This is a genomic window from Bradyrhizobium sp. dw_78 (assembly GCF_018449525.1).
Lineage (GTDB): Bacteria > Pseudomonadota > Alphaproteobacteria > Rhizobiales > Xanthobacteraceae > Bradyrhizobium.
On record NZ_JAAVUS010000007.1, the window covers coordinates 70,024 to 93,132 of the forward strand.

General features: G+C 58.2%; 21 protein-coding genes. 5 read left to right on the forward strand and 16 right to left on the reverse strand.

Annotated elements, in window-relative coordinates; all coding sequences use genetic code 11:
- Position 1: 1 nt before the first annotated feature.
- From HB630_RS18535 to HB630_RS18545, 3 genes are all read right to left on the reverse strand, one after another.
- A complete protein-coding gene (locus HB630_RS18535) occupies positions 2-667 on the reverse strand; it encodes an amino acid ABC transporter permease (protein ID WP_213773723.1) in 666 nt (221 codons plus the stop codon).
- Between the two features lie 62 nt (positions 668-729).
- Positions 730-1,548 (reverse strand): transporter substrate-binding domain-containing protein, encoded by an 819-nt coding sequence (locus HB630_RS18540; protein ID WP_213773724.1) that lies wholly within the window; start codon positions 1,546-1,548, stop codon positions 730-732.
- Positions 1,549-1,576: 28 nt separating this feature from the next.
- A complete protein-coding gene (locus HB630_RS18545) occupies positions 1,577-2,377 on the reverse strand; it encodes an amino acid ABC transporter ATP-binding protein (RefSeq protein ID WP_276571609.1) in 801 nt (266 codons plus the stop codon).
- A gap of 145 nt (positions 2,378-2,522) precedes the next feature.
- On the opposite strand from HB630_RS18545, the gene HB630_RS18550 reads away from it, so the two are divergent.
- Complete coding sequence (locus HB630_RS18550) at positions 2,523-3,434, forward strand: LysR family transcriptional regulator (protein WP_213773725.1); 912 nt, start codon at positions 2,523-2,525, stop codon at positions 3,432-3,434.
- Between the two features lie 21 nt (positions 3,435-3,455).
- Here HB630_RS18550 and HB630_RS28780 read toward each other — a convergent pair whose 3' ends face one another.
- Positions 3,456-4,184 carry a GntR family transcriptional regulator gene (locus tag HB630_RS28780; RefSeq protein WP_213773726.1) on the reverse strand — a complete coding sequence of 243 codons (729 nt, stop codon included), beginning with the start codon at positions 4,182-4,184 and terminating at the stop codon, positions 3,456-3,458.
- 121 nt (positions 4,185-4,305) lie between these two features.
- Positions 4,306-5,307, reverse strand: a complete 1,002-nt coding sequence (locus HB630_RS18560) for a succinylglutamate desuccinylase/aspartoacylase family protein (protein ID WP_213773727.1) — start codon at positions 5,305-5,307, stop codon at positions 4,306-4,308.
- Between the two features lie 203 nt (positions 5,308-5,510).
- On the opposite strand from HB630_RS18560, the gene HB630_RS18565 reads away from it, so the two are divergent.
- A complete protein-coding gene (locus HB630_RS18565) occupies positions 5,511-7,505 on the forward strand; it encodes an NAD(P)/FAD-dependent oxidoreductase (RefSeq protein WP_213773728.1) in 1,995 nt (664 codons plus the stop codon).
- A 505-nt stretch (positions 7,506-8,010) separates the two neighbouring features.
- Here the strand turns inward: HB630_RS18565 and HB630_RS18570 are convergent.
- The 7 genes from HB630_RS18570 to HB630_RS18600 form a co-directional block, all read right to left on the reverse strand.
- Positions 8,011-8,964, reverse strand: coding sequence for a helix-turn-helix domain-containing protein (locus HB630_RS18570; protein ID WP_213773729.1), 954 nt, complete (start codon positions 8,962-8,964; stop codon positions 8,011-8,013).
- Positions 8,965-9,078: 114 nt separating this feature from the next.
- Positions 9,079-9,969 (reverse strand): polysaccharide deacetylase family protein, encoded by an 891-nt coding sequence (locus HB630_RS18575; RefSeq protein WP_213773730.1) that lies wholly within the window; start codon positions 9,967-9,969, stop codon positions 9,079-9,081.
- 8 nt (positions 9,970-9,977) lie between these two features.
- Positions 9,978-10,619, reverse strand: coding sequence for an isochorismatase family protein (locus tag HB630_RS18580; RefSeq protein ID WP_213773731.1), 642 nt, complete (start codon positions 10,617-10,619; stop codon positions 9,978-9,980).
- Between the two features lie 29 nt (positions 10,620-10,648).
- Complete coding sequence (locus HB630_RS18585) at positions 10,649-11,629, reverse strand: ABC transporter permease (RefSeq protein WP_213773732.1); 981 nt, start codon at positions 11,627-11,629, stop codon at positions 10,649-10,651.
- 5 nt (positions 11,630-11,634) lie between these two features.
- Entirely contained in the window at positions 11,635-12,627 is a 993-nt protein-coding gene (locus HB630_RS18590; protein ID WP_213773733.1) for an ABC transporter permease, read from the reverse strand.
- Positions 12,627-14,156, reverse strand: coding sequence for a sugar ABC transporter ATP-binding protein (locus tag HB630_RS18595; protein ID WP_213773734.1), 1,530 nt, complete (start codon positions 14,154-14,156; stop codon positions 12,627-12,629). Before HB630_RS18595 ends, HB630_RS18590 begins: the two co-directional genes overlap by 1 nt.
- Before the next feature lie 41 nt (positions 14,157-14,197).
- The gene (locus HB630_RS18600) at positions 14,198-15,232 is read right to left on the reverse strand and encodes a sugar ABC transporter substrate-binding protein (protein WP_213773735.1); all 1,035 of its coding nucleotides are present in this window, start codon (positions 15,230-15,232) and stop codon (positions 14,198-14,200) included.
- A gap of 435 nt (positions 15,233-15,667) precedes the next feature.
- Here HB630_RS18600 and HB630_RS18605 point away from each other — a divergent pair, with 435 nt between their 5' ends.
- Together HB630_RS18605 and HB630_RS18610 are read left to right on the forward strand one after the other, a co-directional pair.
- Positions 15,668-16,729, forward strand: a complete 1,062-nt coding sequence (locus tag HB630_RS18605; protein WP_213773736.1) for an LLM class flavin-dependent oxidoreductase — start codon at positions 15,668-15,670, stop codon at positions 16,727-16,729.
- A gap of 62 nt (positions 16,730-16,791) precedes the next feature.
- A complete protein-coding gene (locus HB630_RS18610) occupies positions 16,792-17,286 on the forward strand; it encodes a flavin reductase family protein (protein WP_213773737.1) in 495 nt (164 codons plus the stop codon).
- 74 nt (positions 17,287-17,360) lie between these two features.
- On the opposite strand, the gene HB630_RS18615 is transcribed toward HB630_RS18610, so the two are convergent.
- Genes HB630_RS18615 through HB630_RS18630 form a run of 4 tightly spaced genes read right to left on the reverse strand, consistent with a single transcriptional unit; the run spans position 17,361 to position 21,287 of the window.
- Positions 17,361-18,830 carry an aldehyde dehydrogenase family protein gene (locus HB630_RS18615; RefSeq protein ID WP_213773738.1) on the reverse strand — a complete coding sequence of 490 codons (1,470 nt, stop codon included), beginning with the start codon at positions 18,828-18,830 and terminating at the stop codon, positions 17,361-17,363.
- Between the two features lie 57 nt (positions 18,831-18,887).
- Entirely contained in the window at positions 18,888-19,736 is an 849-nt protein-coding gene (locus tag HB630_RS18620) for an alpha/beta fold hydrolase (protein ID WP_213773739.1), read from the reverse strand.
- Positions 19,726-20,124, reverse strand: a complete 399-nt coding sequence (locus HB630_RS18625) for a carboxymuconolactone decarboxylase family protein (RefSeq protein WP_213773740.1) — start codon at positions 20,122-20,124, stop codon at positions 19,726-19,728. The genes HB630_RS18620 and HB630_RS18625 overlap by 11 nt, the downstream gene beginning before the upstream one ends.
- A 20-nt stretch (positions 20,125-20,144) precedes the next feature.
- On the reverse strand, positions 20,145-21,287 hold the full coding sequence (locus HB630_RS18630; RefSeq protein WP_213773741.1) for an FAD-dependent monooxygenase: 1,143 nt from the start codon (positions 21,285-21,287) through the stop codon (positions 20,145-20,147).
- Between the two features lie 402 nt (positions 21,288-21,689).
- Here HB630_RS18630 and HB630_RS18635 point away from each other — a divergent pair, with 402 nt between their 5' ends.
- A complete protein-coding gene (locus HB630_RS18635; RefSeq protein ID WP_213773742.1) occupies positions 21,690-23,006 on the forward strand; it encodes a dicarboxylate/amino acid:cation symporter in 1,317 nt (438 codons plus the stop codon).
- Positions 23,007-23,109: the final 103 nt, after the last annotated feature.

Below are 23,109 nucleotides of genomic sequence, written 5' to 3' on the forward strand. Positions count from 1 at the left end.
CCTAGCGAAGGGCGATACGTCTTTCCCATAGGCGGATGGCCATCGAGAGAGGCCAACAGATGAAGAAATAGACGATTGCGATGAAAGTGAATATCTCCAGCGGACGAAACGTAGACGCTGAGAGTTCCATGCCTCGCCGGGTTATTTCGCTTACTGATATAATAGCACCCATGGATGAGTACTTGATAAGCTGAACGAAGTTGGCCGCGAGGGGCGGAAGCGTCATGATTACGGCTTGCGGCAGAATGATCCGCCTGAAGCACTGAAAGTCGGAAAGGCCAAGCACCTTTGCTGCCTCCTCATGCCCCTTTGGAACAGCTTGAATGCCAGAGCGGTAAACCTCTCCTATGAACGCAGATGAGTAGAGAGAAAGGGTAATCACCAGAGCCGCAAAGGCCGTGAGATTAATCCCGAAAACGATCGGCAAAACGTAATATACCCACAACAGCTGGACGAGAACCGGCGTATTTCGAATGATTTCGCCTACGGCGATTCCAATGACGCGCAGAGGCCAGTAGCGCGACATATCGAGGACGGCGACAACCAGTCCGCCCAACATCGCCAGTAGCAGAGTGACGCCGGAGATGATCAGGGTATTTTCCAGACCCGTCATAATGAATGACAGATTCTGCCAGATCACATCCCAGCGAAAAGTGTAGGTGACCATGCCGCTCTCCGATGCTGAGCGATCCGACATGAGACACGACCGGATCGCTCTCTTGGGCTCAATCAGGGAGCAAGGATGGGGCCAAGCTGATATTTTTCAGCGAACGCCTTTAAGCGGCCGTCGGCCTTGACCGTGTCGATGAAAAGATTGATGTAGTTCAACCACACTTGATCGCCCTGAGGCATCACATAGGCGTATGGCGTTTGACGAAGAGGCTTGTCCGGCGCAACAACTTCGGCCCAGTCGAACTCGTTCTTGGTGCGGATCGCTGAGGCGTAATCTCCAATCATCGCATCGCCGCGGTTAGCCGCAAGTTCGCCTTCAATGGTTGCCGGCGGCGCAACGCTCGTCAAAGTCGCCTGCTTGAAGTAGCTGCGCATGAAAGTATCGGTGTAGCTGCCGAGCGGGGCGCCAATCCGCACACCCGGCTTGTCGATATCGTCCCAACTCTTGATCTTGCCGTCCTTGCGAATGATGGCATAAAGGCTTGTCAGCAAATAAGGCTTTGAGAACTCAACGACCTGGGCCCGCTTCAGCGTCGCGGCAATTCCGAACATTCCTATGTCGCACTTGTCGGCCTGAAGGTCGGCGATGAACGTCGCGAAATTTGATTCCACAACCTCAAGCTTGGCTCCAAGCTCCTTGGCAAGTTCTCTGGCGAGATCAGCATCGATACCCTCAAGCTGATCGGTCTTGGGGTTGCGATAGGAAACGGCATAGTAGCTGGTCGTCTGGCACACACGCAGAACACCGGTTTTGGTAACTCTGTTGAGCCGAGACTCCTGCTGTTGCGCAAAAGCGCTTGTCGAGGACGACACGGCGATCAACACGCCGCAGGCAGCGACCAAAGCCGCCACAGTTCCAGCCTTTGCAGTCCTCATCATCATCTCCGTTCCATATCCCATCCGGTTACACTTCGATCTGTCTCAGGAAACGTGCCGCACGCTCAGTCTCTGGTTTCTTGAAGAAAGCTCCGGGCTCCCCGACCTCCACAACCCGGCCCTGATCCATAAAAACGACCCGCGAGGAAACGTCTTGAGCGAAACGCATTTCATGGGTGACGACAGCCATCGTCATCCCGTCCACGGCGAGCTCACGCATGACCTGCAACACTTCATGACGAAGTTCTGGATCGAGTGCGCTCGTCGCTTCATCAAAGAAAATGACTTGCGGAGTCATGGCAAGCGCACGGGCGATGGCCACTCGTTGCTGCTGACCGCCCGATAGACGTGATGGATAAGCGTCGCGCTTGTCGGCAAGACCGACCTTTGCGAGAAGCTCCGACGCCAAAGCGGTGGCGTCCACCGGCTTGAGCTTTCTCACGCGCATGGGCGCTTCCGTGACATTTTGCAGAACGGTCATGTGCGGCCATAAATTGAAGTGCTGGAACACCATCCCGATGTCCGGCCGCACCTTCGCGGCAGCACGACGAACTTCCGGTCCGTTCAAGCCGTCGGAAATCACCTTGCCTTGCATGACGATGCGGCCGGCCGACGGTTGCTCAAGCAATGCAAGGCAGCGAAGCAACGTGGTTTTCCCGGAACCGGAGGGACCGATGATGCTCACCACCTCGCCAGCCCGGACGGCAAGGCTGACATCCTTCAGCACCTCCACGGCGCCAAAACTCTTGCTGATCCCTTGGGCCGCCATAAGGGGCGCATCCCCGATCGGAGCAGAGCTGCCGCTGGCCTTGACTTGGCGCACCAGCATCAAAAAAATCCCTTATGCTATAGCGAATTATGCACCGATTGTTGCGCATTATTTCCAGTAAGACTATGTTCTAGCAATATAATCCTCAATAGATATTTTTTATGCAAATGCGCACATAATCTGTGCGACGGAGGGAAAGTTAGGCATGGACATAAAGCTGCTGGATGCCTTTCGGACAGTCGTAAGCAACAACTCGGTTACAAAGGCGGCAGAGGTTTTAGGTGTTACACAGCCTGCAGTCAGCGCACAGATATCGCGCCTTGAGGCATCAATCGGCTTCAGCCTCTTTGCGCGCAACGGCGGGCGCCTCACGCTCACTGTCGAAGGGCAACAGTTTTACACCGAGGTAATTCACGCGCTGGGCCAACTCCAGCGCCTCGATCGAATCGCCGAAGGCATTCGTGAAGGGAAATCAGGAAGGCTTGTCGTCGCGAGTCATCCCAGCGCGTCGATTTCCTTCCTGCCAGTGATGACGGCGAAGTTTCTTCGAGACAATCCCGATGCCCACATACGAATGATTAATCGCACATCGGAAGAGGTACGCAGCTTCTTTCCCGCAGCCTCCATCGATATCGGAATCGCCGAGCTGCCCGTGGATATTGGCGGGGTACATGTGCAGAAGTACGCGCACGAATGCATCGCTATCGTTCCCAACAATCACCCCGCATCGGCCAAGAGCGTGCTCACGTCGGCAGACCTCTCCGAAGAACCTTTCATCGCAATGCCCCCTGAGCGCATGATATCGCACCGAATACGCGAGGCGTTCGCCCAAGAGGGCGCAACCCTCAATGCAATTGCGGAGGTCGACTTCTTCAGCTCGATATGCGCAATGGTTGCGGCAGGCTACGGCGTCTCCATCGTAGATGCTTGGTCAGCACGAATGTTCAAGGGACTGGGATTGGAGACACGCCCGTTCCGCCCCGCCATTCCCTATGAAATTGGCGTGATTACAAGTTCGGAACGGCCGTTGTCACGGCTCGCGCAAGCGTTCCTCGCGCTCATTGACAAATCCCTCAACGAGAAAGCCAACGATCAAGGGTCTGTGCAGCAACGATAATCCGTTGTGAATCGAAAACCGTCAGTTCTCTGTGGTTATTTCAAAACGTATGCGATCCGACCTTGTTGCCGTCCGGCCGGACAGCAACGGAGCACCGTCAGCATCAAATACGTCATAGCGCTCGACAATGAGGGGGAAGGGAGACGCACCACCCAGCAGCTCGGCCTCGCGAGCGCCGGCGAGAGCCCCCTCAAAGTCTCGCTTCACCACGCCGAGCCTGATCCCAAATTTGGATAAGAGCACAAAGAGAAAATCCCCGGCGAGGCCCTCACGTAGTATCTGAGCGAGGCGCGGCGGCAAGTGTACCGTGTCCAGAGCAAGCGGAATCCCATCTGCAAGTATAATTTTCTCGTGCTGATAGAGCGCCGCCCTTCCGCGCAACCCCAACCGTCTGAGAATATCCGGATCCGGCTCGCAACGGCCAAATGAAACTTCTCTTATTGCCGGCTCCATACCGGCGTGAATGATATCTTCACGGATAGAAGCAAAGTGTCCCGTTACCAAGGTGCGCACAATCTTGCGCCGGTCGGTAACGAACACTCCCAAGCCTTGACGGGAGTAAAGCAGGCCTTCGAACGTCAACTCTCGAATCGCACGACGGACCGTAATGGGACTAATCCCGAATTCTTCAACCAGCTCCGACTGGCTCGGTATGGCTGCATGCGGAGCGTAGGCACCAGACGTAATTTTCTCCCGCAGCGCGTCAGCAAGCTGTGTATAGAGCGGCGAGAGGTTTCCTACGTTGATCACTAAGACGCCCTTTCCTCCACATGTCTAGGGACGCATGGAGGCGTCCCGTTTATTCGGCTCCAGCCTCGTCGTCCAATAAGTCGCCACCCTCGATTCGGCAATCGGCTTGCCTGATTATTGCTCAGACAATGCCAAGCGTGGCGACGCGTTCGCCGGTAGACACAGTTGATAATGTCGTGAGGCGGACGGCATATCCATCGAGGGGCGCCGTCACCCTCTCTACCTCGTCCCCGAAGACATTGACGATCGTCACGAGCAGATCGCCACGGTTTACCCGCTGCCCTAATTTCACGTGATTGTAGAGGAGGCCGCCGGCCCGCGCGCGCAGCCCGACAAATTCTTTCATAAGGTGCGTTTCAGCCGGATCCTTGCGCGAAACGCTCAACATCCCGAGGGACTGCAAAGCATTCAGGATGCAACTCTTCCCCACCTCCACCACATCCGGCTCAAGCCGGCCGCCTTCGCCGATCTCGAATGTGAATCCGGGAATGCCGATCCTTGCAGCCTCTACGCATAATATACCCGGAGCGACATAGAAATCGCTGCTCGAGCGCATGATCCATCCATTGCCAAGCCCTTTCGCGAGCTGCAGGATTCGCCCGTCCTTGTCCAAGGACTCCGGAGGCAGAATCGCAATCGGGACGTAGCGCCCCCCTCGGGTCGGCGTGTGAATGTCGATGACATAATCGCATTCGCGGATAAAGCCGAACAGGAGGTGAGCGAGCTGTTGTGCGGGATTGCCGTCTTGAGATCCGGGAAAACAGGTCCATGCGTCGGCCGGCGCCTGATCCAGGGGAGATTTCAAGAATTGCGCCAGCGGCAGACGGTGATCGGCATAAAGCGCCAATGGATGCTGCACCGGCACGCAGACGATTTGCCCCGAGAGATCGGCCGGATCCAGTCCCCGCAAGGCTTCGAACAGGATCGCGATCCCGTTCACTTCGTCGCCATGGATCGCGGCGCCAAGATAGATGCGCGGGCCAGGCTTTGCGCCGTTGAGAAGCGCAAAGGGAATATCCACCGAAGCGCCGTCGGACAGTTGCGCGAGAGCCACTTTGCCGCGAATCCTCTGTCCCGGCTCCGCACTCACGCCCGCTATCGTCATTACCTTTGGCTGCTTCATGGCCTTAACTTTCCCAATGTCAAAGAACGCATCAATTTCCATATACTTCACATACTTATTATACTAGGTATTATTTATTTCTTGACGTTCATTTGCCGGCACCAATAGGATTGGGGATCGGCGATACCAGGGGATGCAGGCACTCGCACGCCTGCTGACGCGCAACTCCCCGCAAGATGACAATCGGAAGCAAGCAGGCAGAGATGATTACCCAGGCTACGAAATTGCAGTTTCCCAATACCGAAACTGATCCAGACGTGGTTCGGGAATATTACGGGCGCACCCAGCCTCTCGACGGCAGCGACGCCGCGATTGAGGATGCGGTCGCGCAAGCGGAACTGCCGCCGTTGCTGGCGGCCCTTTCCGTGATCATGCAAGACGACTCCCTGATTTCAGAAGATCTGATGCCGCCGACACCTCTGTTGCTGGCAGCAGCGGTGCCGCAGGGCGGGATGTCGCAGGAAGCTCAGGCGAAGGCCCGGGCCCTGGCCACCGGGGCCTTGATCAGGGCGCGCGACAAAGGTTGGGGCAATCTGTCGCCAGATGCCGACCTTATGAGGCCCGCCCTCAAATACATCACCAAGAATGCAAGTGACCACCACCTGCCACTTCTGTTCAGCGAGCTTGGCCTGCCATTCGACCCCCGCCGGCCAGCCTGGCAGAAATCTGAGCTCGCCCCTGGGCGTGACTTCAGCGCGATCATCATCGGTGGCGGGCTAAGTGGCATCGCTGCTGCGTACCGGCTGTCCCAGGCGGGTATCCCGTTCATTGGATTCGAAAAAAGCTCCGAACTCGGAGGCGTATGGTGGAACAATACGTATCCCGGATGCCGCCTGGATACGCCGAACTACGCCTATAGCTACTCCTTTGCACCCAAGAGCGACTGGCCTCAGGCGTTTTCGCAGCGTGGCGAGATCTTTGACTACATCCAGGATGTGGTCGAAAAGGCCGATCTTCGCGCCTGCTACCGTCTATCGAGTGAAGTGCAGAGCATGCGGTTTGACGCAGCCAGCGGACTTTGGACCGTGAAAATCCGCCGCGACGGGAAAATTTCCGAATACCAGGCCAATGCAGTAATTGCAGCCTGCGGTGGTCTCAATCGTCCGCGCATTCCCGAGATCGAAGGACAAGAGCGGTTCAAGGGCGCGGTGTTCCATTCGAGCCAATGGCGTCATGACGTCGATATTTCCGGCAAGCGGGTAGCCGTCGTCGGTACCGGGGCCAGCGCCTTTCAGATCGTGCCGTCAATCGCGGAGAAGGTCGAAAGCCTGTTCGTCTTCCAGCGAACGCCGCCGTGGATGCTCCCTACGCCGAGTTATCACAAGGACATCGCACCGGGAATGTTGTGGCTGCTGGCGCGCGTACCCGGCTACGCTCGCTGGTTTCGGTTGTGGCAATTCTGGCTTGGCTCTTCGGGGCGCTTACCCGCGGTGAAGGTCGACCCAAAGTGGAAACATCCGGTATCTGTCAGCGAGCTCAATGAACGTCTGCGCCAGGAAAGCCTCGCCGGACTTGTGAAGCACGCCGGCGACCGGACGGATCTCATCGAAAAACTGACGCCAAACTACCCGCCCGGCACGAAACGCTTGATGCGCGACGATGGATCGTTTGTCAGGGCCCTCAGTCGCCCCAATACCCACCTGATCACCGACGGGATCGCACGTTTAACCGAGACCGGGATCGAGACAAAGGACGGAGCCCACCACGAGGTGGACGTCATCGTCTTCGCGACGGGCTTTCGAGCATCGGAATTCCTGGCCCCGATTGAGATCATTGGTCTCGAAAATGAAGTTCTGCATGAGCGCTGGGCGGAAGAAAGCCGCGCCTACCTTGGGATCACGATTCCAGGTTTTCCAAACCTGTTTGTCATCGGCGGCCCCAATAGCGGCAAGGTCATCAATGGAAATGCCATCAATACCGCGGAGTTCGTCGTAAATTATATTGTCGATACCTTTCAGTACATGCTGAAAAACGCCGTGAAGAGCGTGGATGTACGCTGGGACGTGCATGATGAGCTGAACGCCGTCGTGGATGCAGTCAATCGCATGCGGGCTTGGGGCGCACCGGGCGTGACTACCTGGTATCAGGGCAAAAGCGGGCGTCCTGCAATCCCATGGCCGTTTTCGATGTTTGACTACTCAGCAAAGACAGAAAGCTTCCGGGCGGAAGAATACAGCATCACAAAGATCGATGCATAATTTGGCTTACGCCGGTGTTGAAAGTGATTGTCGCCTCGCGCTGGCCAAGTCCATGCCTCCTAATGCATCCGGCCTCGCCTCACGTAATCCAACTGACAAAAGACTTGTCCCGGCTTGCCGACACCACATCATTACGCCGCCGGCCCCACTTTCGATCGGCCCTTCTGCCCACAACACGAAGGATAGAGACGCTTCGGGCCTCCGCATTGACATTGACCGCGTGGGCGCCGACATGGCCTTTCGTCACTTCACCTAGACCCGACCGAAGACTGGAACTTGCGCTTAAGGGCGCCCCCCGTAGCGACTGCCTTCAGTAATTTCGAATTCCACTTTCATGAGACCGTCAAGCAGCATGGCGTAACCGCTATCCGGCAATTCGGGCGTGGTGGTTCTCGGCATAGGTTTTTGCGTAAAACGAGGGCGATCACCGCCCTGATTGCCGCTTACGTGGACGGATACATGGCTACCCGCATCGGCTGTGCAGGCTACAATGCCATAATAATATTCAACGTAGTTGCGCTGACCGCCGCCATTCGCCCGCGGAAATTCCGTATCGTGTTTTGAATATATTTGCGAAATGAGCCTGACTTCGAAACCCGGCCTGATACGCAATTTCACCGATCGAAAAGTGAAACTTGCCGGGGTCAGCCAGATCCCGGTGGCATTTCTCCAAACGGGCGTTGCGCAAGAAAGTGCCCACAGGTTCTCCGACATCCTGAAACAGGCGATGTAACGACCGCACGGATAAGCCTGCCGTGCGAGCTATTTTCTCTGGCGTGAGATCGTCGGCCAGATTGCTCCGGATCAGATTCACGCAGTTGCGGTAACTCGCCTTGCGTGTCGTCTCCGTGCCAAGCGACACACCATCTTCGTCGCCGATCTCAATCGCGACTCCCAGGAGTTCGATCAGTTGCGCCGCCAGGGTATGGGTCGCGGTCAGGGGAATGGAATGACACTGCTGGCTGAGAGAACCGAGCATATCCGACAGAATCCGCCATACCCCGTTCTGTCCGGATTGAGGCCGCAACAGATACGAGTCGATATTGCGCAACCGGGCTCGTAGCGCCGCGGCAGGAATAGCGACGCTTCTCACCGAAGCGCTGTCGCGATGCTCCCACTCAAACGGCACATCCGTCCGATACAGCGTCAGCGAGCCCGCCGTCATTTCACATTCCGACCTCTGCTGCCGGAGACGGACGATGCCGCTTCTGACATTCACCAATATATATTTGTCCTGAGGATCCTGCCGAACGTGTTGCGGCGTCCGGCGAGATGCCTCGCGCAAGCTTTGCACATTCGTGAGATGGAGGCTCCCAAGACCGAAAGACCTGACATCTCCCTCAAAATAGCAATCGTCTCCAACACTCGCATCGTGGCTGCCAATCAGCTCTCTCAGCTTGGCTTGCCACAACCCGCTTATCGATAAGCCCCTGACCTGATGATGAACAGACGCAACCATGGCTGATCTCCTTAGGAGGTCCCACCACGATTAAAGCAAAAACCATACCAGCCAGCAGGAACGCCTCGCCGACAAGGGCCTCAAAAGCCTTCAAGGCATTCCATGAGCGAATTCCTAGCCATTGTTTTGTCGATACCAGTCGATGATCTCGGATCCGGTCGCCAGCCACACGTCCTGTCGGGAGGTAATATGCTGTAATGCTTCGGCAAAATACTTGCTCCGGAACGGGTGACCGATCAGAAACGGATGGAGACAAATAGACATCACACGCCCGGTTGACGCGCCATCTTCGTAAAGAACGTCGAACTGGTCCTTGATCATCTGTCCAAACGACTCCGCACTTTGTTTTCCGTCGAGGATCGCAGGGATATCGTTGACCTCGCTGGAATAGGGAATCGAAAGCAAAGACCCGCTCTTGACCCGGATCGGATATGGCTGCTCGTCATTGACCCAGTCACACACATATTCGATCCCGGCTTCGGCAAGTATATCCAGCGTATTGTGCGTTTCGGTGAGCGCCGGACCGAGCCAGCCTCGCGGGTGTTTTCCCGTCCCGGCCGTGATCGTCTTGACGACGTGACTGATGAGATCCCGCTCTTCGTCCTTGTCCTTCTCCGCCATGAGGATGGAGTTGTTCTTGCCATGCCCCATCCATTCCCAACCGAGATTGTTGCCTTCCTCGATGATCCGCGGATAATGTTCGCAGACATCGGAATTCAGCGCGACCGTACCCCGGATTCGATATTTCTCCATCACCTCCATCATTCGCCATATACCGACGCGCACTCCATAATCGCGCCATGAATAGTTAAGCACGTCCGGCACAAAGCGGGTCGTAACAGCGGTAATCGATGTCGAAGGCCGATCGAACATGAAATGTTCAATATTCGGAATCACCCAGACCGCAACGCGCGCGCCATTCGGCCATCGAAGAACTGGACGATCAACGATAGGCGAATAGTCAAATCGATCATGGGTGATCGGATTGCTCGCTGCTTTTGACATAATGTTTCCTATATTCCACGGAGATAATTCAGCGTTTCGTCGAGAGAAACGACGTCGGCATATTTGGCGTCGAGATCAAACAGGCTCTGTTTGTGCGCGCTGGCCGATCGGTCACCGACGCATTCCCGCACGACCATTGGACGGAATCCGCTTTGGACGGCATCGACCGCGGTCGCGCGGACACATCCGCTCGTGGTGCAACCGGTAATGATGAGCGTGTCGACTTCCCGGCTGAGCAACCGGGAAACCAGGTCAGTTCCGAAGAAACATGACGCGTATTTCTTGACGAGCAGACTATCCGTAGGACGATAATCGAGGCGTGGGTCGATATGAACGCTATCCCCTCCGCCTTTGAGCGTGACAACGCCTTTTTGCTTCAACGCCCAGATGCCGGCGTCACGGAAATCAACGTCATTGTAGATGACGGTTGAAAACAAAATCGGAGCATTGCTCCCACGGGCAGCCGTCAGCAGCGGCGTGACCGCTGCGATTTGTGAATCGAGATTTGCACCGAGCATCATCGATGGATCGGTAAAAGCCTTGATCATGTCGATAACGATCAGCGCGGGCCGCTTCCCAAAGCCTATTCGCAGACCGAATCCGCGTTCCCGAAAGAAGGCATCGTCGTTGTTTTCCTGAACATCAGTCATTTGGGATCCTTACTTAATGGACGAAAACGTCATTTGAGGTCTGCCGGGTCACCGAGGTGCATCAGACGCCGAAAACGTCCCGCAAGGGCCGGCGCGTCCAGCACAGAAACAAAAAGAAGCGCAACGCTGGTGGTTATGTCGCTAACCCATGGCTCGGCGCCGATGGCGCTGAAACCGGATCGAAATGCGGCAAGCGTCAGCACGCCGGCTGCGATGCCAAGCGGCCGTCCGGTTCCCCCACCGAGCGAAACGCCACCGATGATCGCGGCGGTGGCCGCGGGGACGAGGACATCGGACAACCCTGCCGGGGACGCCGAAGCCAGGCTGTAACTCAGCAGCGCGCCGGACATCGCGGAAAGCGCGCCTGAAAACGCGAAGATGCCGACCAGAATCCCACCGACATTGACACCCGCGACAAGCGCAGCATTCCGGTCGCTTCCCGTGGCAACAACATCACGGCCGATGCGTGTAATGGAGGCCAGCACGGCAACGATCGCAAACACGGCAATGGTCATCAGCGTGCGCGAGGTAAAGACGCCGGCATACTGGTCATTCATCGCCAGGGCTACGTCGAGATTATCGTAAGGAATCGAGGCGCTGTCGGTGAGCACATACGCTACGCCGACGGTGATGAGCAGCCCTCCCAGGGTCACGCCTATCGAGGTCAACCGAAGACGATGAATGAGCAGACCCTGGATAATTCCAGCCGACAAGCCCGCGAGGACAGCAAGCAGAAAACCCATCGCCGGGTGTTCGACACCGGACAGCACCGCGATGCAGCCCGCCATGCCGAACACACCTGGAACTGACAGATCGAACTCGCCGATGACCATCGTCGCGCCGAGGCCGAGCGCGACTAGCCCGATCGTGCAGAACGTGTCGAGTTCGCTCGTCAGCGTCGCAATACTGAGAAATCGCCCCTGATTGAAATCGAAGAGCGCGAAACAGGCGAACACGGTCGCAAGAAGGACAACAGGCCGGGTGTGTTGATTGTGGGAGAGCAAGCGCAAGACGACTATCTCCCCGCCGGGGGACTAAGCAAGACGACCCCAAGGACGATCACGCCAGTAATGAGATATTGCCACTCCTGCCGGAAGCCCTGAAGCAGAAGCACAACCTGAACGATGCCAATGATCATCATCCCGGCAAATGTCCGTATCGCCGAGCCTTGCCCTCCGGAAATTGCGGTACCGCCCACAAGCACTGCAGCTATCGCTGAATAATCGTATCCCAGGCCGAATTCCATGCTCGCGCGTCCATAGCGAAGCGCCAGCATGATGCCGGCAATCGCACTGAATGCGCCCGCACAGGAATAGGCCCCGATGATCGTCGCCCATGGCCGGAGACCGGCTGCCCTGGCGGCGTTGAAGCTATCGCCGACCATGAAGACATTTCTGCCGAACACGGTGAAGGAGAGAAGAAACTGGCAGATGAGCAGGATGGCGACGAACACCACGAACTCGATCGGCATGCCGAGCAGGCGCGCGTTGAGTAGCGAGTCGGAGGTCGGATAAACCGCATAGAAAGCAGCATTCCCGGTAATGGGCTGCGCGGCGCCGTAGATCAGGACCGAGGTAGCGATGGTGACGATAATCGGATTTGCACGCAGGCAGCCGATCAAGGCTCCCTGGACTGCCCCGACCATTGATCCAAACATTAAGGCAAGCGGAATAGCTTCTGCCAGTCCTGAACGGTTTGAGGCCGCTATGACGACCAGCGCGGATGCGCCGACTGTTGCTCCCAGACTGAGCGCGAGGATGTTCCCGCTGATCGTAACAAGCGTCATCCCAACGGCGACACACCCGATGAATGATATCGTCGTGAGAAGCGACTGAAGGGCGGGACCGGAGAGAAAACCGGGAGTAGCCAGGGCCGCAATCATCAGCGCGAGGATAAAGACCGCATGCAAAATGGCGCGAATTTGGGATCCATCCAGCCTGCGGAACCGGTTCAGTGGCGTGATCGAACCCATCGCCGGAGGAACCAGACGCAAAATTGCTTTCCGCATCACGCGACCTGTCCGTCCGGGATGTCTGGATTGGCGATGTCCCGGAGTATCGATGGCATCCGGACGGCCGCGCCCTCGTAACAGGCAACGACACGGCCGCGATACAGCGTAACAACAATGTCCGCCATGCCTACGACCTCCTCGATGTCGGAGGACGCCATCAACAGAACGTACCCCTCACCGCAAAGCCGCCGCATCAAACGATAGATTTCCGCGCGGGCGCCGATGTCGATTCCCCTTGTCGGCTCATTCATCACGAGAACCGCGGGGGTCGCGCGTCCCACGGCCCGCGCAAATAAAAGTTTCTGTTGATTGCCCCCGCTGAGATACCCAGACTTGATGCCCAGATGAGCGCATGTGACGGTCACCTGCGCCGCGAGATCGTCCGCAAGCTTGCGGACCGCCCGCCAGGAGATGACGCCCCATCGGCTGCATATGGCCAATTTCGAGACAACGAGATTGTCGCGCACCGGCAGTTCCGGAAAGATGCCCTCACCCGCCCGGTCCTCGGTCACGAAGACAACTTCACCCGCCAAAATCGGGCGCGCCGATCCAAGCCGAATCGTGCGGCCGTCGATCGATATGTCGCCAGTGGCCTTGTCATGAAGACCCGCAAGAGCCCGTGTGACCGCCGTGGCGCCGGAGCCTAGCTGCCCCGCAAAGCACAGGATTTTTCCTCTTGGCGCCGTCACAGACAGATCTTCGACAGCGCCCGGAACGTGCAGGTTCTTGATCCGCAGGCCGCCGTGGTGAGCGGCGGATGCGTCCGCGCGCTCCGGATACATTTCCTCGAACGCCCGGCCGAGCATCAACTCGATCAGGGATTCCCGGGTAAGTTCGCGAACCGGTTTGGTAACGATGTGCTCCCCATTGCGCAGAACCGAAACCGAATCGCAGAGCTCGAAAACCTCACCGAGGCGGTGGCTAACATAGATAATGCTGTGTCCCCGCGCCTTGATCGCCCGCAGGACCTGCATCAACTTCTCGATTTCAATATCCGAAAGAGTGGCGGTTGGCTCATCCAGAATGAGAACGCGCGCCTTCCTCGCGAGCAATCGTGCGATTTCGACGATCTGGCGCTGTCCGATCGAGAGCGCCCCAACGGTTCTATCAAGATCCCAGTCTCCGACACCCAGTGTTGCAAGCGCCTGCTGCGCGCGCGCGCGTAGCGAAGACCTGCGATGGAAAAAAGGCACCTCGGTACTGCCGAGCCAGATGTTGTCAAGGACCGAAAGATCAGGAGCCAGACTCAATTCCTGCGCGACGAGGCCGAGGCCAAGGCTCTGCGCCTGCAGTGCATCGCGAATCTCGTGTGCTGTCCCCGCCACCGAGATGATTCCGCCATCTGGCTGAACAATGCCCATCAGCATTTTGACAAAGGTGCTTTTACCGGCGCCGTTCTCGCCACAGATCGCGCGCACCTCACCGGCCTGCAAGGTGAACGAAACATTATTCAGCGCCGTCGCCCCGGCGTATCTCTTGGTCAATCCCCGAATTGACAGTATCGCGCCCGAGCCGGACTGCTGCATATCGCTGAATCCAGAATGCAAATTGCGAACGCCACCCGCGCTCAATAATGGCAAGGCCCATCCCATTTGGCCATGTTCTGCATCGTGATAGTTTCGATTGGCTGATAATCGAACTTCGGCAGCGTTTTTCCCGCGAAGTGATCATCGATCAACTGCGCCAGACCTTCGCCGATACGGACAGGCACCTGAACACCCGTGCTGTACTGCTTGCCGGCCTTGATCATCTCAATGCCACGGACGAGGCAATTGCCTCCTGTGACGATCAGCTGTCCCGGCTTCAACCCGAGCGGTATCCCGGCAGCTTCGGCGGCGCGGATAACCGCGACAGATAGATCGTCATTCATTCCGTAGACCACATCCAGGCCACCCTCAGGCGCGAACCGGGCAAAGAGCTGGCCTGCGATGCGCTCGCCTTCAACGGGATTCCAATGCGCATCCTCGATGGCGACGATCTTGACCTTCGGGTTCGTCTTTAACACCTCTTGAATACCCGCGACCCGTTGAGGGCCCACACCTTCCTGCAGAGATCCCGTGACGAGAGCAACCTTGCCTCCGTCCCGACCGCTCTCTTTCAAAGCCTGCAGGATCGATTGTCCTGCCAAGCGTCCCATCTCCGTTGCATCCTCGCCGATGAATGACAAATAGAGATCCTCAGATCCCTGCTTCGGCGCGGAATTGAAGACGATCACGGGAATGCCCGCTCGCTTGGCCCGGACGAGCGCCGGCACGATCGCCTGCTCGGACGCGGGCATGATAGCGATGAGATCGAATTTCCGGGCAATAGCGTCGTCGAATTGCTGAACCTGACGCGCCGCATCGAATATCTGTTCGAAACTTGTGACATTCATCCCGAACTTCTTCGCGCTGTCCATGAAGGCGTTTTTCATCGCACCGGGATAGGGCGTATTGGGTGCAGTGACGAGGAACGCGATCTTCTTGCCAGTGCTGGCGCTGGCATGGACCTGCGCGGTGCTCGCCGAGAGCGCCATGGCCGTCGCAGCGCCCATGATCATCAAGGTCGATAAGGTCGGGACGATGCGCCGGGCGCTTCTGTATATGACGTTCAATCGAAACATTTTTTCCTCTCGAACCTGATGTGGATTCCGATCATGTCAGGGGCGGTCGAAGCCATCTGATGCACAATTCCCGAACTCGCCTCTCGCGACGTTGCCGCTTGATGAAGCGATTGGTCTTAAGGGCTAGGATGCGGGTCGGGCGTAAGCAATCAAATACTTGCCGTTGGCACGCCGACACAAAGAGTCGGCGTCTTTCCGCAAATACCGTCTTCCACATCAGACCTATGCTGGCAATGCGCGGACACACTTTGTGTCACGCCGCCGAACAATTGCGCGAGCACGCAATCATGGAAAACGGCGTTGCGCGGCCAAACGACGGCTGGATAGCATGCCGGTCGAAAGTCCTGTCGTCTGACATGATGGACGTCGGCGGCACGCCCATGGACCAACTCCACGACGTCTGTGGAGCGGTTACAACGCCAGCAAGAGGCTCGCATGAAATTCGGTATCTTTATGCCCAATGGCCGGAACGGTTACATCATGTCCAGCGCCAGCCCGCAGTACATGCCGACCTTCGCCCACAATAAGGCCATCGCCATAGAGGCGGAAGCGCAGGGGTTCGACATGATCTTGTCGATGATGAAGTATCGCGGCTTTGGCGGCGATACCGGTTACTGGGATGCATGCCTTGAGACGTTCACCTTGATGGCCGGACTTGCGGCCGCCACATCGCGGGTAGAATTGTTTCCGTCCGTTACACTTCCCGCCCTGCATCCGGCGATAGTCGCGCGCATGGTCTCCACCATCGACGACATCAGCGGAGGCCGATGCGGGCTGAACATCGTCACCGGCTGGAACAAGGCCGAATACGAACAGATGGGGCTTTGGCGCGGCGATGCTTATTACAAGCAGCGATATGAATTCGCCAAGGAGTATCTATCGGTACTCCGATCGCTTTGGGAGAACGGCAGCACCACTTACCACGGAGCCAATTTCGATCTGGATGACTGTCAGTCGTCCCCCCTGCCCAGGCACAGGATTCCAATTGTATCCGCGGGACAATCGCCCGCAGGCATGCGCTTCGTTGCGGAATTCGGAGACAGAAGCTTTGTTCAGGCAGGCCCCGACCGTCTCAAGCAGATCGTGGCCAACCTCAAGAACGCGGGCAAAGAGTTCGGGCGGCAAGTTGGCGCTTATGCTGTATTCCAGGTCATCGCCGCTGAGAGCGATGCCGAAGCTGCCGCGATGACGCAAAATATCGTCGGGCATGCCGACACCACTGCGATCGCCAACATGATCGGCAGCGCGATGCTCGATACCAACCCAAACGGGATTTCGGAATATCAGACCCAGGGCATGACACGCCCCGTCAAAGACGGCAACAGCGCCTTCATGACGATACCTGCCGTGTACGGCTCCTTCGAGGCGGTGGCCCTTCAGCTCGACTCCATCATCGCTGAAACGGGTATTGACGGCATGCTGTTCAGCTTTCCCGATTTCGTCACCGGCGCCCGGAACTTTGGGGAGAAGATCCGCCCGCACATGAAAAACGGCTGATCAGCGATGTGCGAACCTTAGACATGCAGGATGTTCCACGAGCCGGCAAAGGATGACTTGGCGTGATTGGATCCGACACGTTCAAAGTCGTTATGCGGATACATGCGGCACCGGTTGTGTTGATCTCAGTGCGACTGAAAGACCGCCCGCATTTCATGACGGCGACGTCTTTTGTGCCAGTGTCGCTGAATCCACCGCTCGCCCTGTTTTGCGTGAATCGCACCAACGATACACATCACCTCATTGAGCTGGCGAACATTGTGGGAATAAGCCTTTTGTCGCGCGGTCAGGAAAGCATATCGCGGCGGTTCTCCACGAAAGGCCCGGAACGCCATCAAGTCGACGACCTCGCCATCGTCTCAGGCCCATGCGGCGCGCCTCTTGTCTCCACCGCGGGAGCGACGATGGAGCTAAGGTTGACTCAGCGATACGAAGCCGGCGACCACTCGATCTTTGTCGGCGTAATAACATCAGCCAATGCGCGCTCCGAAGCGTCGCCACTCCTATACTACTCCGGCGAGTACGTTTCGGTCATGCAGTACGATCCGTTGCGATGACCGACGCCAGTTAACGCTGGCGGGTTGGCGCTCGCGGCCTTGTTCCGAATGGTGGCAATTTGGCGCGCCCGAATTCAGTTGTAATTGATGACAAGATGCTTGATTTCGGACATCTCGTGCATCGCATAGCGCGTGCCCTCGCGGCCAAGACCGGATTCCTTCCAGCCGCCGAACGGCATGTTGTCGATGCGGTAGATCGGAACGTCGTTCACCATCAGGCCGCCGACATCCCAATCCTCGAGCGCCCGGAAAGCCCGGCGAAGATCGTTCGTGAACATACCACCTTGTAGCCCATAGCGTGTGGCGTTGGCGCGCGAGATGGCTTCCGCGAAGTTGTCGAACGGATTGACCGTCAGCACGGGTCCGAAGATTTCCTCATCCTCGATCAACATACCGGGCCGGGTGTTGCTAAGCACTGTCGGTTCCACGACCGCACGGTCCCGCTTGCCGCCCGCCAGTACCGAAGCGCCGCTCGACTTGGCCGCGTCCACCCAGCTTTGGATCCGTATGGCTGAGTTCTCATCGATCACAGGACCGACATCGATCCCTTCTTCCCCCGGATTACCCACCCGGCAAGCCCCGACCTTCGCAAGCAACAGAGCCGAGAAGTCATCATGAACCGACCGTTCGACCAGAATGCGTTGAACACCGATGCAATATTGTCCGCCGTAAACCACGCCGCCGCGAACGCATCGCGTGGCGGCCAGTTCAAGATCGGCATCCTCGAACACGAGTACGGCCGCATTACCGCCAAGCTCGAGAGCAACCCTCTTGCGGCCGGCGATCTCCTTGATGTGCCAGCCGACCTTTGCCGATCCGGTAAAGGTGACCATCTTAAACCGCTCGTCCTTTACCATCTTTTCGGCAAGCGGCACCGGACAGTGGACGACGCCGAGCGCGCCATCCGGCAATCCGGCCTCACGCAGTATTTCGGCCAGCAAAAGCGAGGTAAGCGGGGTTTGCGGCGCAGGCTTCAGCACGACGCTGTTTCCGACGGCGAGCGCCGGCGCCACTTTGTGGAGCACCAGGTTGAGGGGGAAGTTGAACGGCGCGATCGCAAGGATCGGCCCGATCGGGAAACGGCGGGCAATTCCGATGCGCCGGGATCCGGCCTGCAATTGCTCGGCGTCAACATTGCTGAGGTCGATGCGTGTACCATCCGCGCCGGTGGTCTGGTACTCGAAGATGCCGGCATCCATGTCGAGCGGAACCTCTTCGCCGGCGATCCGGCGCGCTTCCGCAGCAGCATTGGACAGATTGAAGACCGCCCGCGAAACTTCGCCCCGTGCATCGAAAAGCGGCTTGCCGGCTTCCGCGGAAATCACCCGCACAGCCTCGTCGCGCCGGGCGCGGAGGATTTCCGAGGCGCGTTGCAGGATGTCGGCCCTGACGAACCGCGGCAACCGGCGCATCGTCTCGAAACCGCGCTGGGCCGTTACGATCGCGGCCTCGACCGCGCTTTCGTCGGCAATCGGCATCTCGCCGACGATCGAGCCGTCGTAGGGCGACCTGATCAGGTCGACCCGCGCCTTATCTGCATCCATCGTTCCGATCCCCAATTCCGCGAGGCGGGCTGCGGAAAAACCTGCAAGCGCCGCCGGTCAACTCGCCCTGCTGGCCTCCTGCAGATGGCCCATCAGCACCGCTTCCATCTCGTCGGGACGATCGAGCTGCGGCAGATGCCCTGCTCCGTTGATCTCTACGAGCTTGCTGCCAGGCACGATGCCGGCAAGATCGCGCATCGGCTGCAGCAGCAATTCGTCATGCGTGCCGATCGCAAGTGTCACGGGCACGGAGATGCGATTGACCATATCGAGATAGGCAAGTCCCTGGATGGCACGCGCGCAACCGACAAAGCCGACCGGACTGGTCTCGAGAATGCATTCATGAAGCGCGGCGGCGATGGCCGGATGGCCGTCGAGAAACGCCTGTCCAGACCAGCGAGCCGCCGTCGGCCGCGCCAGCGGTGCAACGCCTTCCCGTTGAACGAGGGCGATCCGATCATCCCAGGCCGCAGCGAAAGGCGCGGGTGCATCGGCACGGGCGGCGATGATGCAGAGGCTGAGAAGCCGATCGGAATGATGGCTGCCGAGGCCGAAGCATGTCATGCCGCCGAGCGACACGCCTACCACATGCGCCCGCTTCACCGCGAGGGCGTCGAGCACCGCAATGTCATCGGCCACGAGGTCGTCCATCGCATAAGACCCTGCCGGCGCCGCCGACTTTCCATGTCCACGCATATCCAGACACAGGACACGCCAGCCGCTCGCGGCGAGCCGCGCGGCCTGGCGGTGCCAGATCGCGCTGCTCGTGAGGATCGAGTGGTTGAACAGAACAGGCGTTCCGTCCACGGGACCACCGACGCGGACACTCAGGGTTCCCGCCCGCGTGGCCACCGGAATCCGGGTGAATCCCGGCCAGTCACCGATAACGATCGGCTCAATCGTCAAGACCCATCTCCTTGAATACTTCCCTGGCGAGGCGGAAACTCTCAAGACCGGCCGGCATGCCGCAATAGACCGTGACCTGCATGAACACCTCACGCAGCTCCGCCTTGGTCAGACCGTTATTAAGCGCGCCGCGGATGTGAGCCTTCAGTTCGTGCGGGCGGTTCAATGCCGAAATCATCCCGAGATTCAAAAGGCTGCGACTGCGCTTGTCGAGATCTGGCCGATTCCAGATCTCGTCCCAGCAATATTCGGTGGCCAGCTGCTGCGCTGGCCAGCTGAAGTCGTCGGCGGCCTTCAGCGACCGCTCGACATACTCCTCTCCCAGCACCGCCTGCCGGGTCTTAAGTCCTCGCTCGAACTTCTCGCTACGCGGCCTATTGGCGCTCATTTCGTTGCCTCCGCTTTGCTTCATGCGAGTTCGAGATCGGCGAGCGGCTCATGCCAGGCGTCATAGCCGTAGACCCAGTCAGGATTGGTCGGACTCTTCAGCCAAGTGTTGGCACGGGCGCTCAACTGAACGCGCGACGTGCGCGGCTTGCGGGTTGCTTCGAAACGACGGAAAGCATCAGAGACGCCAGCGCGATCGACTCCCTTGAGGCACCTCGACAGCACAGCAGCGTCTTCGATTGCCATGGCGGCTCCCTGCGCCATGTAGGGCGTCATCGGATGGCAGGAATCGCCGAGCAAGGTGACGTTGCCATCACTCCAGCGCGGCAGCGGATCGCGATCGACCAGCGCCCACTTATGCACGGACGGACAGGCTTCCAGCACGTGCTGAACCTGCGGGTGGAAGCCCTTGAACGCAGCGCGCAGTTCACGCACGTCACCCATGGTGGACCAGGACTCGATGTTGAAGCCGGGTTCGGGCTGGCTGGTCACGAAATAGACTTCGCTACGGTCCGGCTTGACGTAGTAGATGACGATGTGTCGGTCCGGTCCCCACCATTTGGTGCAATCGTCGATCGGATAGCCGTTGAGCAGCGATGCCGGAAACACCGTCCGGTAGGCGATGCGCCCGGTGAAATTGGGCTTATTGTGGCCGAACAGGGTTTCCTTGACGAGAGAATGCACGCCATCGGCAGCAACCACGGCATCGAAGCTTGATTTCTGCCCGTTGGCAAATTCAAGATCGACCGCGCCGTCTGCACGCTGGGCAAGGCCGACCAGCTTATGGCTCAGCTTGACGATATCGGCCGGCACGGCACTGGCAAGAGCTGAGTGCAAATCGCCCCGGTGGCCCAACAGATAAGGCGCGCCGTACTTCTCCTCCGCCGACGGTCCGAACACCATGTCGAACAGAACCTCGCCGGTGTCGTAAGCCTTGTTATTCCATGAACGCGGATAGAAAACCTCACGCCGAAGCATGGGCTCGAGCCCCCACTCGCGCATGACTTTCATGGCGTTGCAGCCGATCTGGATGCCGGCGCCGAGCCGACTGAATTGCTCGGCCTGTTCATAAACCTGCACGGTCACGCCAGCGCGCGTAAGTGCCGCCGCGGTCGCGAGGCCGCCCATGCCGGCCCCGATCACAGCTACTGAGAGTTTGCTCATAACAGTTGTCTTTCCTCGTTGTGCGGTGCCGGTCTCGGCCGGCCTCGGAACGGTTTGTCATCCAAGGCAGGCCGCAGCCGCAAACGAGTAATGCTGACTTGATGTGAGTTATTCTCACAGGTCAGGACGTTGGTTGATCCAATAACGCTCAGGGGATCTCGGTTTCAACGTTCCCTTAAGCCTGTTTGAAGTGCAGATGGCAGGATGAACGATGCAGCGACACCGGCAACATGAGCCGACGAGGCCGCGCGGCTCGAGACTGTGACTTATATTCACACTGCTTGAGCTTAACTCGTTTGCACTTGCAGGTCCCACCCCCCACCTTCGCGGCCAATCAGACGCCCCGCGCCGACCGCGCGTTGGGACCAGACGACGCATCCAAAGGGGGGAAGCGAAAAGACCATGTCAGCCATCACCAGTGACAGCACCGCCGGCGCTCAAATCGCGACGAAGCGGTGGTACGGGCAGCTTTACATCCAGGTCCTCATCGGTATCGCACTCGGCGCATTGATCGGTTACGCTTGGCCTGATGCCGGCATAGCGCTCAAGCCGCTCGGCGACGCCTTGATCAAGATGATCAAGATGGCGATCGCGCCGATCGTGTTCCTCACTGTCGTGCATGGCATCGCGAGCCTCGGCGACATGCGCAAGGCCGGCCGGATCGGCGTCAAGGCCCTGCTCTATTTCGAGGTCACCACCACCATCGCCCTTATCTTCGGACTCATTGTGGTCAACGTCCTTCGACCCGGCGTCGGCATGCATGTATCGCCTGAGTCGCTCGATTCAAAACTCGTCGCCTCCTACGTCACGCAATCTCACGATCAGTCCATCGTCGCGTTTCTGATGAACGTAATCCCGTCCACGGTCGGAGAAGCCTTCACGAGCGGCGATACGCTGCAGGTGCTGTTCATCGCCGTCCTGTTCGGCGTCGCATTGCAGCGGTTTCAGGACAAGGGCAAGCCAGTGCTCGATTTGATCGAGCGGCTTTCGCGCGTTTTCTTTATCCTGATCGGCATGATCATGCGGATCGCGCCGATCGGCGCGTTTGGCGCCATGGCGTTCACGATTGGCAAATACGGCACCGGCACCATTTTGACGCTATCGCAATTCATGCTGACGTTCTACGCAGCATGCCTGCTGTTCATTTTCGTGGGGCTCGGAGTCGTGGCGCGGCTTGCTGGATTCAGCGTCGTCAAGCTGGTGCGCTATCTACGGGAGGAATTGCTGCTGGTGTTCGGTCTCTCCGGATCGGAATCGGTCATGCCGCGCTTCATGGCCAAGATGGTGGCGGCAGGCTGCTCCGAATCGACCGTGGGCCTGGTCATACCCACCGGATACACCTTCAATCTCGATGGCACCTGCATCTATCTCACGATGGCGGCGGTATTTCTTGCCCAGGCGACGGATACTCCGCTGTCGCTTTTGCAACAGATCGGCATCATCGTGGTCTGCCTGCTTACTTCGAAAGGCGCTGCCGCAATCCCCGGCAGCGGCTTCATCGTGCTTGCCGCGACACTTGGCTCGGTCGGCCACGTGCCGGTGGCCAGTATTGCGCTCCTGCTCGGCATCGACCGTTTTATGTCGGAAGCGCGGGCATTGACCAACTTCATCGGCACCGCGGTCGCTACCATCGTTGTCTCGAAGTGGGAGGGCGAACTCGACGTCGAGCACCTCGCGCACGTTCTCGACAATCCAAACGGCGTCAAGCTGTCGTTTTGACGACAACGATCGACTGCGCGGAGATCATGCTCAAACAACAAAACAGGGCGCGATGGCGATTCGGCCTGAAGCTATCGCGCTCCATAGCGTTTTCGAGCGAAGT